Annotated in this window: 10 protein-coding genes; all 10 read left to right on the top strand. The window is 56.4% G+C overall.

Going from position 1 to position 22376, the window contains the following annotated elements; genetic code table 11:
* Nucleotides 1-2 precede the first annotated feature (2 nt).
* Complete coding sequence (gene def / locus ACEPPP_RS00420) at nucleotides 3-524, top strand: peptide deformylase (protein WP_374089095.1); 522 nt, start codon at nucleotides 3-5, stop codon at nucleotides 522-524.
* Between the two features lie 36 nt (nucleotides 525-560).
* A complete protein-coding gene (locus ACEPPP_RS00415) occupies nucleotides 561-1823 on the top strand; it encodes an MgtC/SapB family protein (protein ID WP_374089094.1) in 1263 nt (420 codons plus the stop codon).
* 312 nt (nucleotides 1824-2135) lie between these two features.
* Complete coding sequence (locus ACEPPP_RS00410; protein WP_374089093.1) at nucleotides 2136-3722, top strand: ArnT family glycosyltransferase; 1587 nt, start codon at nucleotides 2136-2138, stop codon at nucleotides 3720-3722.
* Nucleotides 3723-4049: 327 nt separating this feature from the next.
* On the top strand, nucleotides 4050-4727 hold the full coding sequence (locus ACEPPP_RS00405; protein ID WP_374089092.1) for a LuxR C-terminal-related transcriptional regulator: 678 nt from the start codon (nucleotides 4050-4052) through the stop codon (nucleotides 4725-4727).
* A gap of 194 nt (nucleotides 4728-4921) precedes the next feature.
* On the top strand, nucleotides 4922-15832 hold the full coding sequence (locus ACEPPP_RS00400) for a cadherin-like domain-containing protein (protein WP_374089091.1): 10911 nt from the start codon (nucleotides 4922-4924) through the stop codon (nucleotides 15830-15832).
* A gap of 377 nt (nucleotides 15833-16209) precedes the next feature.
* Nucleotides 16210-17325: an IS110 family transposase gene (locus ACEPPP_RS00395; RefSeq protein ID WP_374089090.1), complete on the top strand. Its 1116-nt coding sequence runs from the start codon at nucleotides 16210-16212 to the stop codon at nucleotides 17323-17325.
* A 299-nt stretch (nucleotides 17326-17624) separates the two neighbouring features.
* The gene (locus tag ACEPPP_RS00390) at nucleotides 17625-19016 is read left to right on the top strand and encodes an IS4 family transposase (protein ID WP_374090957.1); all 1392 of its coding nucleotides are present in this window, start codon (nucleotides 17625-17627) and stop codon (nucleotides 19014-19016) included.
* Nucleotides 19017-19161: 145 nt separating this feature from the next.
* Nucleotides 19162-19941, top strand: coding sequence for a DUF4347 domain-containing protein (locus ACEPPP_RS00385; protein WP_374089089.1), 780 nt, complete (start codon nucleotides 19162-19164; stop codon nucleotides 19939-19941).
* Nucleotides 19884-20717 (top strand): cadherin-like domain-containing protein, encoded by an 834-nt coding sequence (locus ACEPPP_RS00380; RefSeq protein WP_374089088.1) that lies wholly within the window; start codon nucleotides 19884-19886, stop codon nucleotides 20715-20717. The genes ACEPPP_RS00385 and ACEPPP_RS00380 overlap by 58 nt, the downstream gene beginning before the upstream one ends.
* Complete coding sequence (locus ACEPPP_RS00375; protein WP_374090956.1) at nucleotides 20648-22318, top strand: tandem-95 repeat protein; 1671 nt, start codon at nucleotides 20648-20650, stop codon at nucleotides 22316-22318. Before ACEPPP_RS00380 ends, ACEPPP_RS00375 begins: the two co-directional genes overlap by 70 nt.
* The last annotated feature ends 58 nt before the right edge of the window (nucleotides 22319-22376 follow it).

The following is a 22376-nucleotide window of genomic DNA, read 5'->3' as shown; positions in this document are numbered from 1 at the left end:
CAATGAACGAAATTGTGGAAATCGCCCAATTGGGCGCCGCCGTGCTGCGGCAGAACGCCGAACCGGTCGGCGACGTGAACGGCGCCGATACGCGCGCCCTGATCGCGGCGATGAAAACCACGCTGGCCGGCACCCAGGGCGTAGGACTCGCCGCGCCGCAAATCGGCGTGTCCCGGCGCCTCGTGATCGTCGCCTCGCGCCCTACCCCGCGTTATCCAAACGCGCCGCTGATGCAACCCACCGTAATGATCAACCCTTCCTTCCAGCCGCTGTCGGATGCGAAGGAAAAGGGCTGGGAAGGCTGCCTGAGCATTCCGGGCATTCGCGCCCTAGTGCCTCGATACACAGACATCCGTATCGATTACACCGACGAACAGGGCGCCTGGGTCGAAAGGGTCCTGCACGATTTCATCGCCCGCGTCTTTCAGCACGAGGTCGATCACCTGGACGGTCTGGTGTTTCTGGACCGGGTCGAAAGCAACCGGGACATCTTTTCCGAAAGCGAATATTTGAAACGGGCATAACGCCAGCGGGGCGCCGCTAATTTAAAGGATAGCCGCATGGAATTCACCGACACCATCCCCCCATTGCTGATCCAGTTCGCGATGACGGTCGCCTTTGCGTTCGTGGTCGGCCTGGAATTCCGGCGCTACCATCAAATCAATCAATACCAGCTGCATTTCGGCAGCACCCGCACGTTTGTATTGATCGCCATCCAGGGCTTCATACTGTATTCGCTCGATCCCGCCAAGCTCCTGTTCGCGGTGGGATTTTTGTTGCTGGGCGCGGCGCTGCTGGTTTATTACTGGCACCTGGCATCGAAAGGCATCTTTTCGATTTTTAGCCCTTTGCTGGCCTTACTGATTTATCTGATCGGCCCGGCCGCGATTGCGTTTCCGAACTGGTTCCTGATCCTTTTTGTCGTGGTGCTGATCCTGATACTCGGCGAGAAACCGGTGATTCATCGTTTTTCGGACCAGCTCGCGAATGACGAAGTCGTCACCTTGGCCAAGTTTTTGATCATTTCCGGCGTGATTCTGCCCTTATTGCCGGATCGGCCGATCGCCCCGTCCCTGCCCGTCACTTACGATAAAGTCTGGCTGGCGGTGATCATCGTCTCCGGTTTTTCCTATCTGAGTTATCTGCTGCATAGCTATCTCTTTAAGAGCCGCGGTCTGATGGTGACCGCGGTATTGGCGGGACTTTATTCGAGCACGGTGGCGACCGTGGTGATCGGGCGGCGCGCCCGCAATCTGGCCGCCGCGGAAAGCCACGTTTCGGCCGCCCTGATTATCGCGACCACGATGATGTACCTGCGCTTGCTGGCGCTGATCTTTCTGTTCAATCCGCATGTCGCCGTACGCTTATTGCCGCCGTTCGCGCTGATCATTGCGCTATCGCTGATCGCGGCCGCCGTTTTGTGCCGTTACCAGAAGCCGTCACTGCCTTTTGCGAATGCGGTAGACGTTCAGCATCCGCTCGAATTATCGACTGCGGCCCTGTTCGCGGTCCTGTTCGTGGTGTTTACCTTCGTCACGCATTACGTGACCAGCCACTTCGGCAGCAACGGCCTGAATATCCTGGCCATCGCGGTCGGCCTGACCGATATCGACCCGTTCATTCTGGCATTGCTGAGCGGACAATTCCCGGCATCCGAAGCGGCCATCGTCGCGGCCGTCGTGATGGCCAGCGGCAGCAATAATCTGTTGAAAGCCGCCTACAGCTTGTTCTTCGCGCGCAATGTTTCGGTGCGCTTCGGGGCGCTCTGGCTGACGGCTTTGTTCGTGGCCTCTGCGGTTTACGCCAAGACGCTGACGATCTGACCTCCTCCCCCACACGGTTTGCCGGTGATCAGAGGCGTTCAAGCATCATCCGATGTCAATTCCCTTATTATTTAACCTAAAATAATCGGCTCGAATCGGTGGATTTCACCCGCACACGGTGGTTTTACCCACCCGCCCCTACACTGACCCTCTCAGCCATGCCGGACAAACTATTTCTTAATCAATCAGATGAAAAAACATTGATTGTCAAAACAAACTTGGCACGACTCTTGAGTTAACTAACTACCGTCTAATTTGCTGAGCTCACTTGCAATGGAAAACCCTCAATTCGATTCTTCCGATCACCTGAAGATGCCAACAGCCATCATGCGGAGCCATGCCGGCATCTTTACGGCCTGGCTGCTGCTGACCGTGGCCAATCTTTGTTTTCACCGCCTGATTCCCCTCGATGAAACCCGTTATGCTTCGGTCGCCTGGGACATGTGGGTTCGGCACGACTGGCTCGTGCCGCATTTGAACGGTATTCCCTATCATCACAAACCGCCGCTGTTGTTCTGGATCGACAATTTGGGCTGGGCCTTGTTCGGCGTGAATGAGCTCTGGCTGCTGCTGGTATCGCCGCTGTGCGCGCTGGCCAGTCTGTATATGCTCAGCTATTTGGCAGGCCAGTTGTGGCCGGGCAATCATCAAGCGATGCGCATGGCGCCCTGGTTGTTGTTCGGCAGCCTGATCTGGGGCGCTTATCTGAACGGTTCGATGTTCGACATGTTGCTCGGGTTGTGCGTGCTGGCCTCGATGACCGGTCTGGCCAAAGCCTCCAAGCGTTTGGATTGGCGGCACTGGGCATGGTATGCGTTAGGCTGCGGCTTCGGCTTGTTGGCGAAAGGCCCTGTCGTCTTCATGCATATCCTCGCACCTTTTTTGTTAGGCCGCTTCTGGAGCGAGACGGCCAAGCGCGATCCCGCGCTTTGGTATCTGCAAGGCGGCATCGCGCTGGTCATCGGCATCGCGATCAGCCTGGCCTGGGCCGTGCCCGCGGTGTTGAATGCGGGCGATGCCTTCGGCGGCACCCTGCTCTGGCATCAGACCGCCGACCGTGTCGTCAACAGCTTTGCGCACCGCCGGCCGTTATGGTGGTATCTCGAACTATCGCCGGTGATCTTGTTTCCGTGGTTTTTTTGGCCGCGGTTCTGGCAGGCCGTCTGCCGCAAGGAACTGTTCGCCGATCCGGCCGTGCGCTTCTGCGCCATTTGGTTTTTTGCGGGAATCCTCGGTTTTTCCGCGATCAGCGGCAAGCAGGTGCATTATTTGCTGCCGCTGATGCCGGCCCTGGCGTTGTTGACGAGCCGGGCGCTGACGTCAAGGGCGCCTTCAGACCTCCGCATCGGCGATTTTCTGCCGTTCGCAGTAATTTGCCTGTTCGGCCTCGGCCTTTTGCTGTTGCCGATGCTGCCGAACGTCAAAACCTATCATTGGCTGCAAAACCGGCAACTCTGGTGGCCGCTCGCGATCATCGCGACCGGCATCGCTGGCATCGTGCTGAAAACCCGAAGCCGCCGGCTGACGCCGTATTCCCTGTCGGCCTCCGTGATCGTTCTGTTGATGACCAGCCTGGCCGGTTTTTTCAGCTCGACCGGCAATGCCTTCCATTTGAACGATGCGGCAGCGCAGCTCGAAAAATACCTGAAGGCCGGCGAACCGATCGCCTGGGCCGGCAAATATGACGGCCAGTTTTTGTTCCTGCTGCGCCTGAAGGAGCCGATGACGGTGATCCAACCTCAGGATATGCCGCAGTGGCTGGACGAGCATCCGCATGGGCATGTGATTTCAATCGGCCCGTCGCAAAATCCCGTCAACAAGCGATTTAAATTGCAGGCCGACTATGTCCAGCCTTACCGTGAAGAATGGCTGATCGTCCAATCCCTGCCGAATTACTGAAGTCCTCCCTCCGGCACTTTTTCGCCTATGAATTGGGTCAAAAAATAACTTCCTTCCCAAAGACCAGCCTGTTTTAAAAACATGACTGGTCTTCAGCAAGTACGCATCGACAATCGATTGCCAATATAACGTTGGCTGAGCGGAGCCAAAGCCAACGGCATATAGATCGATCTTCAAAAAAAAGACATAACACATTACCTTAGCGGCGTCAGCTAATCTTAATGTTTTTGAAAAATCACCTTGTTAGAATAATCTGATTAGACGTTAGGCGCGGGTTGGAGAAGTTGCCCCTCGCTTTGATATCCTCAACCATAAGAAAAATCGCGCATGGAAGACGTATCAAGGGAAAAAATACGCATACTCGTTTTAGAGCGCCATAAGATCGTGCGAATCGGGTTGCGCACACTGTTTGAAAGCCAGCCAGAATTTCAAGTCGTTGCCGAATCAAATGGCTGTGATGATATTTACCGGCTTACCAACACACATACACCCGACTTGATTTTGCTTGATTTGCTGCTAGATGAGGAAAAAAATCTCCAACACATTCCTTTGCTCTTACACGTATCACCCAAAAGCAAAATATTGGCTTTTTCATCTATCGCTGATGAACAAACCCATCTAGATGCGTTACGTGCCGGTGCCGCCGGAGTGATTGCTAAAGACCAGAGTACCGAATTGCTGATAAAAGCCATCCATACCGTTTATGCCGGTCAGGTGTGGATAGATCGTAATTTAACCACGCTGCTTTGGCAAACACAGGGCAACCCCCAACCTGACCTTCCCCCTAGCGCAAGCCCCTCGCCTGCATCTCAGCACGCGAGCCTAAGCCATCGCGAGAGCGATGTTGCTTATTTGGCTGCAAAAGGCATTTCGGCTAAAAATATTGGCGAAAAACTGGGGATCAGTGAAAAAACGGTGCGCAATCATCTGACTCTCGTTTACGAAAAACTCGGTGTCGAAGGGCGGCTCGATCTCTGCTTAAAAGCGAAAACGCTGGGTTTTTGACAATTGATTGTCAGTGCGCGAGACCGGATCGGGACAAATGTCCTACTTGCCAGACAATTTTCTCGTTTATTTCGGGACAACCCTCTCTATCTTCCCTAAAAGGATCAAATCATAATGGCGCTGCATTACTGTCAACTGATAACTGACGTAATACCCCATTGTATTGTCCCATTCTTTCGTTGAGGAAAAATCCCATGAGCGCCCGCATCGTATTTATCGACTCCCGCATCAACGATTATCAAACCTTGATTGCGGATTTGCCGGCCGGAACGGCCTATGTCGTGCTTGATCCTGAACACAATGGTTTGGAGCAGATCGCACAAGCCTTGAAAAACCAGCCACAGTTCGACGCGATCGATATCTTTTCGCACGGATCGCCGGGATCTCTGACACTGGGTTCGAGCGTGCTGAACGGTGACAACGTGGCAGACCAAGCCGCGCTGTTGGCTGAGATCGGCAGCCATTTAACGGACAATGGCGATATTCTGTTGTACGGCTGCGATGTGGCTCAGGGCGATGTGGGGCAAGCGTTTATCGAACAACTCGCGCAACTGACGGGGGCGGATGTCGCGGGGTCGACCGATTCGACCGGCGCGGCGGCTTTGGGCGGGGATTGGCAGTTGGAAGCGCAAACCGGCACGATTGAAGCGGAGAGTATGCAACCCGATTACAACGGAATTTTGCTGGAGGTAACCGGCACACCCAATGACGACATGCTGGAAGGCAGCGAAGCTGACGATACCCTCTATGGCTTAGGTGGCAACGACCAACTGAGCGGCTACGGAGGTAACGACACTTTGGAAGGTGGAGACGGTCACGATATGCTTAGCGGTGGGGACGGTAACGACACGCTGATCGGTGGCGACGGGATAGATGATCTTTCCGGTGGCTATGGTGATGATAGCCTTAGTGGCTCAGGCGGGAGAGACTTTCTGAACGGGAATGAAGGTAACGACACGCTCGATGGTGGCTCGGGGAACGATTGGCTCCATGATTACAATGGTAGCAACATCGTAAACGGCGGCGACGGCGACGATACATTCAACATTTACTCTCAAAATGCTGCCGACAGCAGCACGCTGACTGGTGGCGCAGGTACGGACCATTATGCACTGGAGTCTACCAATCTCAGCGCCCTCACCGTCACCGACTTCACCGTCGGCGCCGGCGGCGACGTGATTAATATTTACAGCCTTCTGAATGCCAGCGCCGGCTACGCCTCGGGCAATCCGTTCGATCCGGCGCAAGGCTATTTGCGCCTGGTGCAAAACGGCGCCGATGTCGAGTTGCAATGGGGTCAAGACGGGGCAACCTCCGGCAGCCAGTCCTGGCAAACCGTGCTGACCCTGCAGAACATCGACCTCGCCGCCACGCCGTTGACTTTCGAGAACTTCGAGCCGCGGGTTCCACCGGACGGCAGTTCCGAAGGGCTCGCCTTCGGCGACGACAACGATAATATCCTCAACGGCAGCATACTGGACGATACCATCTACGGTCTGGGCGGTAATGATCACCTTTATGGGCACGCAGGCAACGATACCTTGGAAGGAGGGGATGATGACGATTCTCTCTATGGCGGCTCGGGCGATGATTTGCTGATCGGCGGCACCGCGGGCACCAATGTCGATACCGCAGGTAACGGTCTATACGGTGAAGCCGGCAACGACACGCTGGTCGGGAGCGACTACGCAGACGGATGGGATTCTCTTTCCGGCGGCGACGGCGACGACCACCTGAGCGGCCTAGCTGGCAATGATGGCCTCAACGGTGACGCTGGCAACGACACGCTGGAAGGCGGCGCTGGTGACGATTACTTGTCCGATTATGCAGGCGTCAATGCGCTCGATGGCGGCGACGGCAACGATACCTTCGAGGTTTACTCCTTCGACGCGGCTGATAGCAACACGCTGACCGGCGGCGCGGGTAGCGACCGTTATATCCTTAACCCTGACAATTTCAGCGTCCTCACCGTCACCGACTTCAGCGTCGGCGCCGGCGGCGACGTGATCGAAATCCAAAGCTTGCTTTACAACAGCAACGGCTACGACTCGAGCAATCCTTTCGACCCCGTCCAGGGCTATTTGCGCCTGGTGCAAAACGGCGCCGATGTCGAGCTGCAATGGGATCGAGACGGAGCGGCCTCCGACAGCCAAAGCTGGCAGACCGTGCTGACCCTGCAGAACACAACCACCGATTCGATAACAGCTGACAACTTTAATCCAGTCGTTAATCCAGATGGTAGTCAAATTGTGCCACCGGATGTCATTTCTTACGGTGGCGTGAATTATGCCGGAACGGTTTTGATAGCCAGCAATATCGATGACGTCGTGTCACAACCTGTCGCAATGGATTTTGCATTTGATTACTTCGGTTCTGCCATCACTTCATTTTGGGTCAACTCTAACGGCGTAATCGGCTTTGGCGATCCGAATGGCGATTACAGCAATACCGATTTACCCAATGCAAACACGCCCAACAATGCCCTCTTTGTTTTTTGGGATGATTTGGTTACAGGGTCAGGCAACGTTGCTTATACCTATATTCCCCCAGGGGATCCCAACAACACGACGGGACATGGCCTCTTGGTGGTGCAATGGAACGCGGTCCAGTTAATTGGCGGTTCTGAGCCAATGACCTTCCAGGCCATCCTGACGGAAGACACCAATCAGATTCAATTCAACTACTTGGATATGGGCGGCACCCCGATGGGAAGTTCCGCCACCGTTGGCATTGAAAACGCCGATGGTACCGCGGCTCTTCAATACTCTTACAGCGAAGCATTGGTTGAAGCGGGTCTGACGATCACTTATACGCCTGACGGCTTAGGCGGCTATACCTCGGAAGTATCCAGCGTCAATGGCTCAGACGGTTTGAACTTAACAGGCACCCCCGATGCTGATGTGCTGGAAGGATCGATTTGGAACGATCAGCTTGCCGGTCTGGGCGGTAATGATAACCTTTATGGGTACGCAGGGAACGATGCCTTGGAAGGAGGAGATGATGCCGATTATCTGCTAGGGGGTTCGGGCGATGACGTTCTGATCGGCGGCACCGTCGGCACGAACGCCGATACTGCAGGCAACACTCTTTCCGGTGAGCAAGGCAACGACACGCTGATAGGGGGCGCATCCGTTGACGGATGGGATTATCTTTACGGTGGCGACGGCAACGACCACCTGAGCGGCCTTGCGGGCAACGATTTCCTTTATGGTGAATTCGGCAACGACACGCTCGAAGGCGGCGCCGGCGACGATTATCTGGCCGACTATGCCGGCGTCAACGCACTCGATGGCGGCGACGGCAACGATACCTTCGAGGTCTACTCTTACTATGACGCGGCCGACAGCAGTACGCTGACCGGCGGCGCGGGTAGCGACCGTTACGTCCTTGCCACTTTCAATCTCGCCTCCCTCTCCGTCACCGACTTCACCGTCGGCGCTGGGGGCGATGTAATCGACGTTAGCAACTTGCTGAACAACAGCAACGGTTATACCGCAGGTGATGATCCTTTCGATGAAACCCATCAGTTTTTGCGTCTCTCAAGTGATGGCGCATCCACATGGCTGGAATGGAGCCAGGACGGCTCCTATTTGGGCCAGGTCGGGGCCGTCTGGCAGACCGTACTGACCCTGCAAAACATTGACAATTTTGTTACACCGCTGACCGCCGAGAACTTCGCTCTGAACCAGAGCGAACCACCGACCGATTTAGCGCCTTCACTAACCGGCATAGCCGCAACACTACTGGCGGGAACCGAGGATATCGCCTATACCGTGACCGATGCTGAACTATTGCAAGGCTGGACAGATCCGGAAGGCGCCTCTTTGTCTATAGTGAATCTATCGGCAGACCATGGCACCGTCGTCAACAATAACGACGGCACCTGGGCCTTTACGCCGGTGGCAAATTACAACGGCTCCGTCACGCTCAGTTATGGCGTCAGCGATGGCGTCAATATCCAAAATGCCGCATTAAATTTCGATTTGGCAGCCGTTAACGACGCCCCTGAATTGACCGGTACGCCGGCGACACTGGCAGATGGCACAAAGAATGTGGCCTACAGCATCAGCGCCGGCGACCTCCTGGCAGGCTGGAGCGACGTGGATGGCGATGCACTGGCCGTGTCGGATATTTTGGCCGACCATGGCACGATCACTGACAACGGTGACGGCACCTGGACGGTAACGCCTGAGCCCGACTACAGCGGCCCAGTGATACTGAGCTACAACGTCAGAGACGGACAGGGGGGTGTGACGCAAACAGCCCTGAGCCTCAACCTGGTAGCAGAGAACACGGCGCCGACCTTCGTTAGCGGATCCGGCAAGCTGACAACGGACATCGAAGGTTCGAGGGACTTCGGTTACAGTGTTGCCGTGCAGGCCGACGGCAAAATTTTGCTGGCGGGCGTTGGCTATAGCACAGACCACATCAGCAGCTTTGCCCTGGTGCGCTATAATCCGGACGGCAGCCTCGATGCCGGCTTTTCCGGCGACGGGAAGCTGACAACGTACTTCGGTGATCAGGGTTCCGAGGCTTATAGTGTTGCCGTGCAGACCGACGGCAAGATTCTGCTGGCGGGCCATAGCGACCGTGGCTATACCCTGGCGCGCTACAATCAGGACGGCAGCCTCGATGCCAGCTTCGACCGCGACGGCACGCTGACCACGGCAATCAGCGGCGGGCATGAATTTGCTAAGAGTGTCATCGTGCAGGCTGACGGCAAGATTCTTGCGGCGGGCCAGAGCCTTCTCAGCACCGACAACTATGCATTTTCCCTGGCGCGCTACAATCCGAACGGCAGTCTCGACACCAGCTTCTCCGGCGACGGCAAGCTGATTACAGACCTCGGCGGCCAGTATGACTGGGGTTACAGTGTCACCGTGCAGGCCGACGGCAAGATTCTGCTGGCGGGCACTAGCAATCTCTCCGGTAACTTCGACTTTGCCCTGGTGCGCTACAACGCGGATGGCAGTCTCGATGCCAGCTTCGACGGCGACGGCAAGCTGACCACTGACTTCGATGGAGGAAGTGACGCGGGCAACAGCGTCACCGTGCAGGCGGAAGGCAAGATCCTGGTGGCGGGCCATAGCGGCAATGACTTTGCCCTGGTGCGCTACAACGCGGACGGCAGTCTCGATACCAGCTTCGACGGCGACGGCAAGCTGACCACGGACTTCGGTGGACCGGCTGACGGGGGGGAAAGTGTCACCGTGCAGGCGGACGGCAAGATTCTGGTGGCTGGCTTTAGCGGCATAAACTACAATATCGCCAATAACGACAGCGACTTTGCCTTGGTGCGCTACAACGCGGACGGCAGCCTCGACACCAGCTTCGACGGCGACGGCAAGCTGACCACGGACATCAGTGCAAAATATGACCAGGGTTACAGTGTCACCGTGCAGGCCGACGGCAAGATTCTGCTGGCAGGCACGAGCTATATCGACGGCAGCAACACCGACTTTGCCCTGCTGCGCTACAATCCGGACGGCTCGCTGGATAGCACTTTCGGTGAGCCCCATGCCCTAAACGGAACCCCCAACTTTATCGAAAACGAACTCCCAGTCGTACTGGACGGCGATGTGCGCATTTTTGACGCCGAACTGGCCGCCGCCGACGACTATGCCGGCGCCAACCTGACACTGGCGCGCAATGGTGGCGCCAGTACCGAAGACAGCTTTGGTTTCAGCAGTTCGGACCAGTTCACCATCAATGGCAACGAACTGCAAGCCGGCAGCCAAACCTTTGCTACCTTCAGCAACACCGGCGGCACACTGCTCATCAACTTTACCAGTAGCGACACTCCCGCTACGCAAGCACTAGTCAACGACGTCCTGCAGCATATCAGCTATGGCAACACGTCCGATAACCCTCCCGCCTCGGTACAGATCGATTGGCTATTCTCAGATGGCGATGCAGAGCAACCGCAAACCGTCAATGGCAGCACTCCGGTGAGCATCACTGCAGTCAATAATACGGCGCCGCAGGCCAATCCAGTGACTTTGGATCCTGCCGATGAAGACAGCACGGGCATCACGATTACGGCAGCGCAATTGCTTGCCGGCGCCAGCGATGCCGATAACGATCCGCTGAACGTCACCGAACTGAGCCTGACCGATACCACGCAAGGCGAACTCTTCGACAACGGGAACGGCAGCTGGACCTTCGTTCCCGCTGCGGATTTTAACGGCACTGTCGAGTTCAGTTATACGGTCAGTGACGGCGAATCATCCGCCAGCAGCAGCGCCAGTCTGACGCTTGTTCCGGTCAATGACTTGCCGACGGGAGAAGTCACTGTCTACAACCTGACCGACGCCGATCGCGGCGCTGACGCGCCGCAAGAGGGCGATACCTTACAGGCAGGACACACGCTGGAAGACCCCGACGGCATGGAAACTGCGGTCATCGCCTATCAATGGCAGCGCGATGGCGTGGATATCGACGGCGCGGTTGAAGACAGTTATACCTTAACTCAAGCCGATGTCGGCGCCAGCCTCTCGGTTATTCTAGGTTACACCGATGACCAAGGCACGCCTGAACAAGTGTCCAGCCTTCCGACCGGCCAAATCAGCAACTTGAACGCGGCGCCTTCTGTAGAGTTGACCGGCGACGACAGCGACACCGCGACGTTGACGGAAGTCGATGCGCTCCTCTCCGCGAGCGGCACGTTGACCATTAGCGATACCGACGGCAGCGATATTGTCACCGCATCGGTGATCGCCTTGAGCGTGAACGGTGAAAGCTATGGTCTGGATGAAACTACGCTGCTGTCGATGTTCAGCTTGGCGCCAGAGCCGGCACTCGATGGCGTCGCCAGCGGTAAGTTGACCTGGCATTTCGACACCGATCCTGCGAACTTCGACGCACTGAGCGCAGACGAACTGCTCGAATTGGTCTATACCGTACAACTCGACGATGGCCAGGGCGGGATCACCGAAGCCCCGGTCACCATCAGCCTGCTCGGTAGCAACGACAATCCTATTATTGTCAGCGCGGTCGATAGCGGTCATGTGTTGCATGACGACCCTGTTCAGGAAGAAAACCAACTGCTGGGCGCGACCGGGACCCTTGATTTTGCTGACGTAGACATCAACGATGCCCACGGCGTCTCTTTCGAGGCCGATCCTGCCAATGCGCTAGGCGGTTTGTTTAGCGTTGAACTGATTAGCGACAGCACGGGGACGGGTGCTGGCCAGATACAGTGGAAGTATGATCTCGATCCGTCCATCATACCTGGCTTATCGGGCGATACGGTCGAAACTTTCAGGGTACTGCTGGATGATGGCCAAGGCGGCGTCGTTGAACAACAGGTTGCTATCACCGTGACCGGTGTCAATGATGCTCCGATCATCAGCGTGCAGGCGACCGATACAGACTTCGCCGCCTTGACCGAAAGCAACGCTCCGCTCACGGCGTCCGGCACGCTCACCGTCGAAGACATCGATAACAACGATGTCGTCACTATCAGCGTTGACGCCGTGAACGTGATCGGTGACGCCCATGGCTTTGATACTGCCACACTACTCGCCATGCTGTCCGTCTCCCCTAACCCGGTACTGGACGGCACGCAAACCCAGACCGTAGCGGCCTTGGCATGGCGTTTCGACAGCGGCCTGGAAACTTTCGGCGCCCTTGCCGAAGGTGAAGTGCTGGAGCTGGCCTACACGCTGCGGGCAACGGATGCGCAAAACGCCAGCACCGAGCAAACGCTCACCATCACACTGACCGGCACTAACAGTGCGCCCGTCATCCGTGTCGAAGCCGCAGATAGCGACAGTGCCAATCTCGATGAAGGGAACAGTGCGCTCTTGGCTAACGGCTCCTTAACGGTTGAGGACTTAGACGCAGGCGATGTCGTCTCAGCCGTAGTCACCGCCGTCTCGACTGTCGGCGGAGAAGCGCTGGGTCTGGACAACGCGGTGTTGCTCGATATGTTCACTCTGAACCCCGATCCGATATTCGATGGCAGCCAAATATCGACCGCGGCGGCATTAACTTGGACCTTCAATTCAGGCTTAGAAGCGTTCAATGGCTTAGCCGAAGGTGAAACGCTGGAGTTGGCCTATATAGTACAAGTGCGCGATGGCCAAGGGGCGACGGCCAAACACCCGGTGACGATCACGATTACCGGCAGCAATGATGCTCCGCTCATCACAGTGCAGGCGGGCGATACTGACTTTGCCGCATTGGCCGAAAGCAACACCCCGCTCACGACGTCGGGCACGATCACCGTCGAAGACATCGATAACAGCGATATCGTCACCATCAACGTTGACTCCGTGAACGTGATCGGTGACACCCATGGCCTTGACGCTGCCGAGCTGCTCGCCATGCTGTCTATATCCCCTAACCCGATATTGGACGGCACCCAAACTGCGGCAACCTTGGCATGGCACTTCGACAGCGGTGTGGAAACTTTCAGCACCCTCGCCGAAGGCGAAGTGCTGGAACTGGTCTATACGCTGCGGGCAACCGACGTGCAAAGCGCCAGCGCCGAGCAAACGCTCACCATCACACTTACCGGCACTAATAGTGCGCCCGTCATCCGTGTCGAAGCCGCTGATAGCGACAGTGCCGATCTCGATGAAGGAGACAGTGCGCTCCTGGCTAACGGCTCCTTAACGGTTGAGGACTTAGACCCCGCCGATGTCGTCTCGGCAACCGTCACCGCCGTCTCGGCGGTCGGCGGCGAAACGCTGGCACTGGACGAGGCAGCATTGCGCTCGATGTTCACCCTGAGCCCCGATCCGGTACTCGATGGCAGCCAGGCGTCGACCTCGGTGGCATTAACTTGGACCTTCAATTCGGGCCTGGAAGCGTTCAATGGCTTAGCCGAAGGTGAAACGCTGGCGCTGACCTATACCGTGCAAGTGCGCGATCTCCAAGGAGAGATCGACGAACACCAAGTGACGCTAACGATTACCGGCAGCAACGAAACCCCCATCGTGGCAGTCCCCCCAGTGGATCAGGCGGTACAATTTGACACCCCAGATTGGAGTTATGACGCGGCAGCCTCATTCAGTGACGCCGATTTGTTCGATAGTCTCAGCTTTAGCGCAGTACTTGCCAATGGTGATCCTCTGCCGTCCTGGATGCAGATCGACGCCGCGACGGGCCTCATCAGCGGCATACCGGGACTGGATGACCGTGGAACCTACGCACTGACCGTAACGGCCACCGATACATGGGGAGCGAGCATTAGCTTACCGCTGACCGTTGCCGTCACGCTATTCGACGCCGGTCGGTTGCTGGTTAGCACCTCTGGCAATGATGTTTTGGTCGGCAGTGCCGATAACGATAGCGTAACCTACGCGTATGCCGCCGGAGCGGTAACCGTCTCCTTAGCCACCACCGCTCAGCAAAATACCGGAGGCGCCGGAAGTGATACGTTAAGCGCTATCGACAATCTGATCGGTGGCAATTACAACGATAGCTTGACGGGTAACAGCGGCGCCAATGTTCTGGACGGCGGCTTGGGTAGCGATAGCTTGCGAGGGGGCGCCGGCAACGATACATACGTTATCGACAATGCCGGTGATGCCATCACCGAAAACACCTCGGCCGGCACGGATACCGCGCTGGTTTTGGTCGATTACGTACTCGCGGCCAATGTGGAAAATCTTACTGCGTTGGGTACAGCCGATATCAACGGCACCGGCAACAGTCAAAGCAATGTATTAATCGGTAACAGCGGGAATAATACTCTCGATGGCAAGGCAGGCGCCGATACCCTATCCGGTGACGCCGGCGACGACGTCTACATTGTCGACAATGCCAGCGATGTCACCATCGAAACCGCCGATGCGGGCAATGATACCGTGCAGTCGAGTTTCACCCGGACTTTGGGTGAAAACCTGGAAAATCTGATCCTCACCGGTACCCGAGCCATCAACGCGACAGGTAATAGCCTGAATAACGAGCTCACCGGCAATACTGCCGCCAACGTGCTGAATGGCCTGCAAGGCGATGACATCATGGCCGGCAAGGCGGGTAATGATACTTACTGGGTCGACAGCCTGGGCGACCAGGTCGTAGAAAATGCCGGCGAAGGCACAGACCTGGTCAACGCCAGTCTATCGTGGGCGTTGGCTGCCGAGTTGGAAAACCTGACACTGACCGGTACTTTAAATATCGACGCGACCGGCAATGAACTGGCTAATGTGCTCATCGGCAACAGCGGCAGCAACACGCTGGATGGCGGCAGCGGCGCCGATCGACTCCAGGGGGGTAACGCTGACGACACTTATGTGATCGATAACAGCGGCGACGTGGTCACGGAAACCAGCTCAGGAGGAAGTGCCGATACCGTATACAGCTGGGTGACTTTGACAAATCCATTGTTTAACTACGTGGAAAATATCGAACTCTTGGGCGCGGAGAATTTAAACGTCAACGGCAATACCCTGGCCAACAACTTGATCGGTAACAGCGGGAATAATATCCTCGATGGCAAAGCGGGTGCCGATAACATGTCCGGTGGTGCCGGCGATGACACCTATGTTGTCGATAATGTCAATGATAAAACGACCGAAAACACCGATGAGGGCAATGATACCGTTCAGTCTAGTATCGCCCTCACTCAGCCTTTGGGTGCTAACCTGGAAAACTTGGTGCTGACAGGTACTCAGTCGATCTCCGGTACGGGTAATGCTCAGGATAATGCCTTGACGGGTAATAGTGCTAGCAATACCCTTAAAGGGCTCGATGGGATTGACTTGCTGTTCGGTAATGGCGGCAATGATACACTCATTGGCGGCCGAGGCGTAGATCAACTCAATGGTGGTGCAGGCGCCGATAAATTCAGATTCGAAAGCATCACGGAAAGCGGTATCGGTGCAGGCAGCCGCGATACCGTATTGGATTTCCGTAGCAGCCAAAGCGACAAGATCGACCTCGCCGCCATTGACGCCAAAGCATCGACAACGACCAATAATGCGTTTAGTTGGATTGGCTCCTCCGCATTTACCCACGTAGCGGGACAACTCCATTATGTTCTCGATAATGGCAACGCCATTGTTGAAGGCGATGTCAATGGTGATGGTAGCGCGGACTTCCAGATCGAGCTCGTGGGCATCACCGACTTACAGGCTTCGAATTTCGTCTTGTAAGTTTGACAGGAGAAAAGTGCTATCTGCCGTATCCAGCCTCTTCCGTCGCAGGGAACCTGGGTGCGGTAGCACACATACACCCGATATGGTTTTGCTTGATTTGCTGCTGAATGTGGTCACATTCATGCCGGTCAGGTTTGAATAGATCGTAATTTAACCACGCGGCTTTGGCAAACACAGGGCAACCTCCAACCGAACCTTCCCCATGGCGCAAGCCCTGTGCCCGCATCTCCGCAGTTTACGAAAAACTAGGTGTCGAAGGACGTCTCGATCTCTGCTTAGACATCATGTATTGACCTACCACACCTCAAGCGCACGGGTTAAGCTTGGGGTTTCATAAAACCATCGGCTCAGAGCCGAAATTGAGGGGGTAGGTCATGAAGAAGTTTAACAAATATGTAGGATTGGATGTACACAAGGAAACGATCGCGGTAGCGGTGGCGGAAGCCGAAGGGGGTGAAGTTCGTTATCACGGCGAGATAGCCAACACGCCGGCCGCGCTAGACAAACTGATCAAGCAGCTCAGAAAAGGCGATGCGGCGCTATCGTTTTGCTACGAAGCGGGGCCTTGTGGTTACGGCATCCATCGGCAATTGACGGAGCAAGGTTGGGATTGCCAAGTGGTGGCGCCGTCGCTGATACCGAAGAAGGCCGGCGACCGGGTCAAAACCGACCGCCGCGATAGTTTGATGCTGGCCCGGTTGCATCGAGCCGGCGAGTTGACGGCGGTGTGGGTGCCGGATACAGCCCAGGAAGCGTTGCGTGATTTGACGCGGGCCCGGGAAGACCTAAAGCATCTGCAACGGCAAGCCAAACAGCGTTTGCTGGCGTTTCTGCTGCGGCACGGCCTGCGCTATGCTGGCCAAAGCCGCTGGACGCAAGCGCATTATCGCTGGCTGGAAACGGTGAAACTGGCGCATCCGGTACAGCAGATCGTGTTTCAGGAATACATCGATACGGTCAAGACCCTGAACAAACGGGTCGATACGCTTGACCAACAGATCGCCAGTACGGCAGCCGAATCGGTATTCTGGCCGGTGATTCAGGGCTTGATGGCCTTGCGCGGGGTGAATCTGTTGACCGCGACCACCCTCGTGGCCGAAATCGGCGACTTGAAGCGTTTCGCCAGCGCGCCACAACTGATGGCGTATTTGGGCGTGGTGCCGAGCGAATATTCCAGCGGCGGCAGTAAATCGCGCGGCGGCATCACCAAGACCGGCAATGGTCATGTGCGGCGAGTGCTGGTGGAAGCGGCCTGGTGTTATCGCTTCCCGGCCCGCAAGACGGCGGTCTTGCAGCGCCGGGCCGAGAAAGCCTCGGACGCGGTGCAAGATATCGCCTGGAAAGCGCAAACCCGCTTGTGTGGGCGTTACCGGCTGTTGGCGGCGCGGGGTAAGTTGAAGGTGCAGGTCTGTACCGCTATCGCCCGTGAGCTGGCAGGGTTTATCTGGGCGATTGGGCAAACGCTAGCGCCGGCAACGGCCCGCGCGTAAGGAGTACTCGCCATGATGCAGTGTGTCGGTAGCAGAAGGGGCAACGGTGGGAGAATCCTCGGTAATCCTAGGAGGCGCCCGGCAACGGGATGACCCTCGAACTTAGAGCGAGGCAGCTCCCCGACGAATCGGTTGTCATGCGGTAACCAACCCGCGCATATCAGACTGATCAACCGTCGGCAAACCGCCCGTTCTGCTACCCACACACTGGATGATGCATTTGAAAAATTGTTTTTAGATATTGACAGGTCAATACATATCAGGATTTGCTCAAAAGTAACTTCCCGAAATTCGCCCTCATCGTTCCCACGCTCTGGGCTCATCGTTATACACAAGTCTCCCAAAGACTAAACTACAAGGAAAGACAGGTTTTGGAGAACAGTAATGAGAAACTGGGCCAGCACCCGCAACTGAGTATCCCGTCAGCATGCGGAGGCTGGAAGGATACGATAGGAGCTTATCGTTTCTTCGATAACGACAAGGCGACGTTCGAGAAGATACTGGCACCGCATCGAGACGCTACTGTCGAGCGCATGAAGAGTTGTCCGGCCGTGCTGCTGGTGCAAGACACCACTGAAGACGATGAGAACATTAGCTTGGGTCCCAAAAGGCTAGGTACCTTGAGGGACGTGGAAAAACGGTCGCACCGACTGCATCCGACCGTTGCCTTTACCCCATCGCGTATTTGTTTGGGGGTCGTGAAAGCCTCGTATTGGACGCGTGAAGCGCCCAGCCCGCGACAGCAACGGCGTAGTAAAGGTGTGGATGAGAAAGAAAGTTACCATTGGATCGAAAGCTATCAGGACAGCTGCGCGTTACAGGCGCAATTGCCAGAGACCTTGCTGGTCAATCTTGCCGATCGAGAGGGCGATATTTACGAATGGTTTGCCGAATACGAAGACTACGCACCCACCATGCGTGCCCAATGGATCGTCCGTGCGGCGCAAAACCGATGTCTGCTCACCGCGGAGAGCAGCATGAAACATCTGTGGGACGCCTTAGCCCAAGCCAAAGTACTGGGTTACACCAAGGTTAATGTGAAGCGGCGGCCAAATCGCGCGGCGCGTCTGGCTCATATCACGTTACGCGCCGCCAGGGTGACCCTCAAGCCGCCTGCTCGCGTGGGGTATCGACTGGCAGCGCTCACCGTCAATGTCGTACTCGCGCGCGAAGAGGCGCCGCCCCCCCGCGTGGAAGCGCTGGAATGGCTCCTGTTGACCAGTTTGCCGGTCGATAGTTTCGAGCGGGCCGCCACCGTGGTGGATTGGTACGCCGTGCGCTGGTGCATTGAAGTCTACTTCCATGTGCTGAAGAGCGGCTGCCAAATCAAGCGGCTACACCTGGAAACGGAAGCACGGCTACTGCCTTGTTTGGCCCTGTACATGGTCATTGCGTGGCGGGTGCTATTCACCCTGATGCTGGGGCGTGCCACGCCAGACATGCATTGCGAGATTATCTTCGACGCACAAGAGTGGCGAGCGGCTTATATTGTGGTTAAGCGCTGCCCGCCGCCGCTAACGCCACCTCGTTTGGGTGAAGTGATCCTCCTGATAGCGAGTTTGGGTGGCTATCTCGGACGTAAACACGATGGTCCTCCGGGCGCCAAAGCTATGTGGATCGGTTTGCAGCGCTTACGCGACTTTGTCATCGCCCTGGAGGCTCAGCAGCTTGTCTCTACGAGATGTGTATAACGATGAGCGCTCTGCGTGGGAATACCGCCTGAACCGCTCCTGCGGTTCGGGACGCAGAGCGTCCTTTAGCGGGTTCCCACGCAGAGCGTTGGAACCATAAGTGGAAGTTATCATTGTCCTATTCATTCGTTGAGGAAAAAATCTCATGAGCACCCGTATCGTATTTATTGACTCCCGTATAAATGCTTATAAGTCCCTGATTGCGGAGTTGCCAGCCGATGCCGACTATTTTTTCCTTACCCCTGATCGCGATGGGCTTGAACAGATCGCAGAGTCCTTGGTGAATCGGTCCGATCTGGACGCGATCGACATCTTTTCGCCCGGATCGCCGGGATCTCTGACGCTGGGTTCGAGCGTGCTGAACGGCGACAACGTGGCGAATCAAGCCGCACTTCTAGCTGAAATCGGCAGCCATTTAACGGAGAACGGCGATATTCTGCTCTACGGCAGCGATGTAGCGCAGGGCGAGGGCGGGCTGGCGTTTATCGAACAACTCGCGCAAGTGACCGGGGCTGATGTGGAGGCGTCTACCGATTTGACCGGCGCGGCAGATTTGGGCGGAAATTGGCAGTTGGAAGCGCAAACCGGAACTATTGAATCGGCGAGTATACAACCGGCGGCTTACAGCGGTGTCTTGACAGTTCCAACCTTCAAAGTGACCACGGACTTCGGCGGTTCGGATGACTTTGGCCGCAGTGTTACCGTGCAAACCGACGGCAAGATTTTGGTATCAGGTTACAGCTGGAACGGCAACGACTACGACTTTGCTCTGGCACGCTACAATGTGGACGGGACGGCACACTGGATCGCACATTCGGTGAACCCAACTTTACTAGCCAAGGCGAACCTGTGCGACTGGAAAGCGAAGTGCGGATTTTTGATGTCGAGCTGGCGGACGCCGACGACTATGCCGGAGCGAGCCTGACTTTGGTGCGCCATGACGGAACCAATGCCGACGACAGCTTTGGCTTTGGCAATTCTGCGCTCTTTACTGTCAGCGGCAACGAACTGCAAGCTGACGGTCAAACTTTTGCCACCTTCGGCAACAATGGGATCGAAGGCATGCTGGTCATTGCCTTTACCAGTAGCGGCACCCCCGCAACGCAAGCGCTGGTCGACGACGTCCTGCAGCATATTATCTATAGCAATATCTCCGCCAATCCACCCGCCTCGGTACAGATCGATTGGTTATTCTCCGATGGCGATGCGGCTAAACCACAGGCTGCCAATGGCAGCACCACGGTGAGCATCACGCCAATCAACTCGGACAACAATGCGCCGCAAGCCGCACCGGTCGATCTGGGCCATGCCGGTGAAGACAGTAGCGCAATCACGATCACGGCAGAGCAGTTGCCTGCCGGCGCCAGCGATGCCGACGGCGATACACTGCATATCACCACCCTAAGCCTGATCCATTCGTCACAAGGCCAACTGACCGCCAATGCGGACAGCAGCTGGACTTTCGTACCGGCGGCGAATCTGAACGGCAATGTCGCCTTCGACTACACGGTCAGCGACGGCGCCTTGTCCGCCAGCAGCAGCGCCAGCCTGACGCTGGATCCGATCAACGACGCGCCGGTGGTTCAACCTGTGGCGTTGGGCCATGCCAATGAAGACGCAACGGCGTCACGATCACGGCCGCGCAACTGCTGGCCGGCGCCAGCGATGTCGACGGCGATGCGCTGCATACCACCACTCTAAGCCTGAGCGATCCGGCGCAAGGCCAGCTGACCGCCAATGCGGACGGCAGCTGGACTTTCGTACCGGCGGCAAATCTGAACGGCAATGTCGCCTTCGACTACACGGTCAGCGACGGCGAGTTGTCCGCCAGCAGCAGAGCCAGCCTGACGCTGGATCCGGTCAATGATGCGCCCATTGTGGTGGCACCGCTTGCGCTTCAGGCGGTGCAAATTGATTCCCCGAATTGGAGTTATCATACGGCAGCCGCCTTCAGTGATGCCGATTTATCCGATGTTCTGAGCTTTAGCGCCAAACTTGCCAATGATGATCCTCTGCCGACGTGGATGCATCTCGATGCTGAGACCGGCGTCATTACGGGCATCCCCAAACAGGCTCACCGAGGCCACTATGCCTTGGTCATCACGGCTACCGACGCGGCGGGAGCAAGCATTAGCGCACCGCTGACCGTTGCTGCCACGTTGTTCGACGCCGGCCGCCTGCTGTTTAGCACCCCAGGCAATGATGAATTGACCGGCGATGCCGGTAACGATACCGTAACCTACGAGGATGCCGCCCAGGCGGTCACTGTCTCCTTAGAGAGCGATTTTCAGCGAAATACCGGCGGCCACGGCCGGGATAGTTTAGTCGCCATCGACAACCTGATCGGCAGCAATTTCAACGATAAATTGACGGGTAACAGCGGCAACAACACGCTGGACGGCGGCAGCGGCGTCGATAAACTCAAAGGAGGTGACGGCGACGATACCTATATCATCGATAACAGCGGCGACAAAGTCACCGAAACCGGCAACGGCGGCAATAACGATACCGTACAAAGCTGGGCGACTTTGGCAAAGGCCTTGGCTAACAACGTCGAAAATATCGAACTGATGGGTACGGAGGATTTAAACGCTATAGGCAACACCTTGGACAACCACTTGATCGGAAATGCCGGCAACAACCGCTTGGATGGCAAAAAAGGTGCAGACTTGATGGCCGGCGGCGCGGGCGACGACACCTATGTTGTCGACAATATCGGCGATGTGATCAGCGAAAATAACGAAGATGCAGGGATCGATAAGGTCGAATCCTCCATCGATTACAAGCTGGCCGCCAACGTGGAAAATTTGTTGTTGATCGGTTCCGGCCGCTCCGGTACCGGCAATGATCTGGACAATACCTTGACCGGTAACAAAGGCAACAATATCCTGACTGGCCTGGCAGGCGATGATAAGTTGTTCGGCGACGCAGGCAAAGACATACTTATCGGCGGCCTAGGCGTCGATGAGCTCAGTGGTGGTAAAAAAGCCGATACATTCGTCTTTGAAAGTCTCGCCGACAGCGGTGTCGGCGCCGACCGTGATACCATCATGGATTTCATTGCCAGCCAAAAAGACCTGATCGATCTCTCCGGCATCGACGCCAAAGCGGGGACAATCGGCAATGATGCGTTCAGCTGGATTGCCAATGCGGAATTTGGCAAGGTCGAAGGGGAGCTCCGCTATTTTCAAGAGAATGGCAACGCCATCGTTGAAGGCGATGTCAACGGGGACGGTAGCGCGGACTTCCAGATCGAGCTCTCGGGTATCGCCAGCTTGCAGGATTCGAATTTCGTCCTGTAAGTTTTAACGGCGCGAAAACGCCATCTGCCGTACTCAGTCTCTTCAGCCGAAGGGAGCT

The organism is Methylomicrobium lacus (assembly GCF_041897535.1).
GTDB classification, from domain to species: domain Bacteria; phylum Pseudomonadota; class Gammaproteobacteria; order Methylococcales; family Methylomonadaceae; genus Methylomicrobium; species Methylomicrobium lacus_A.
Note: the sequence above shows the minus strand (reverse complement) of the source record. Positions and strands in the feature narration are given on the sequence as shown.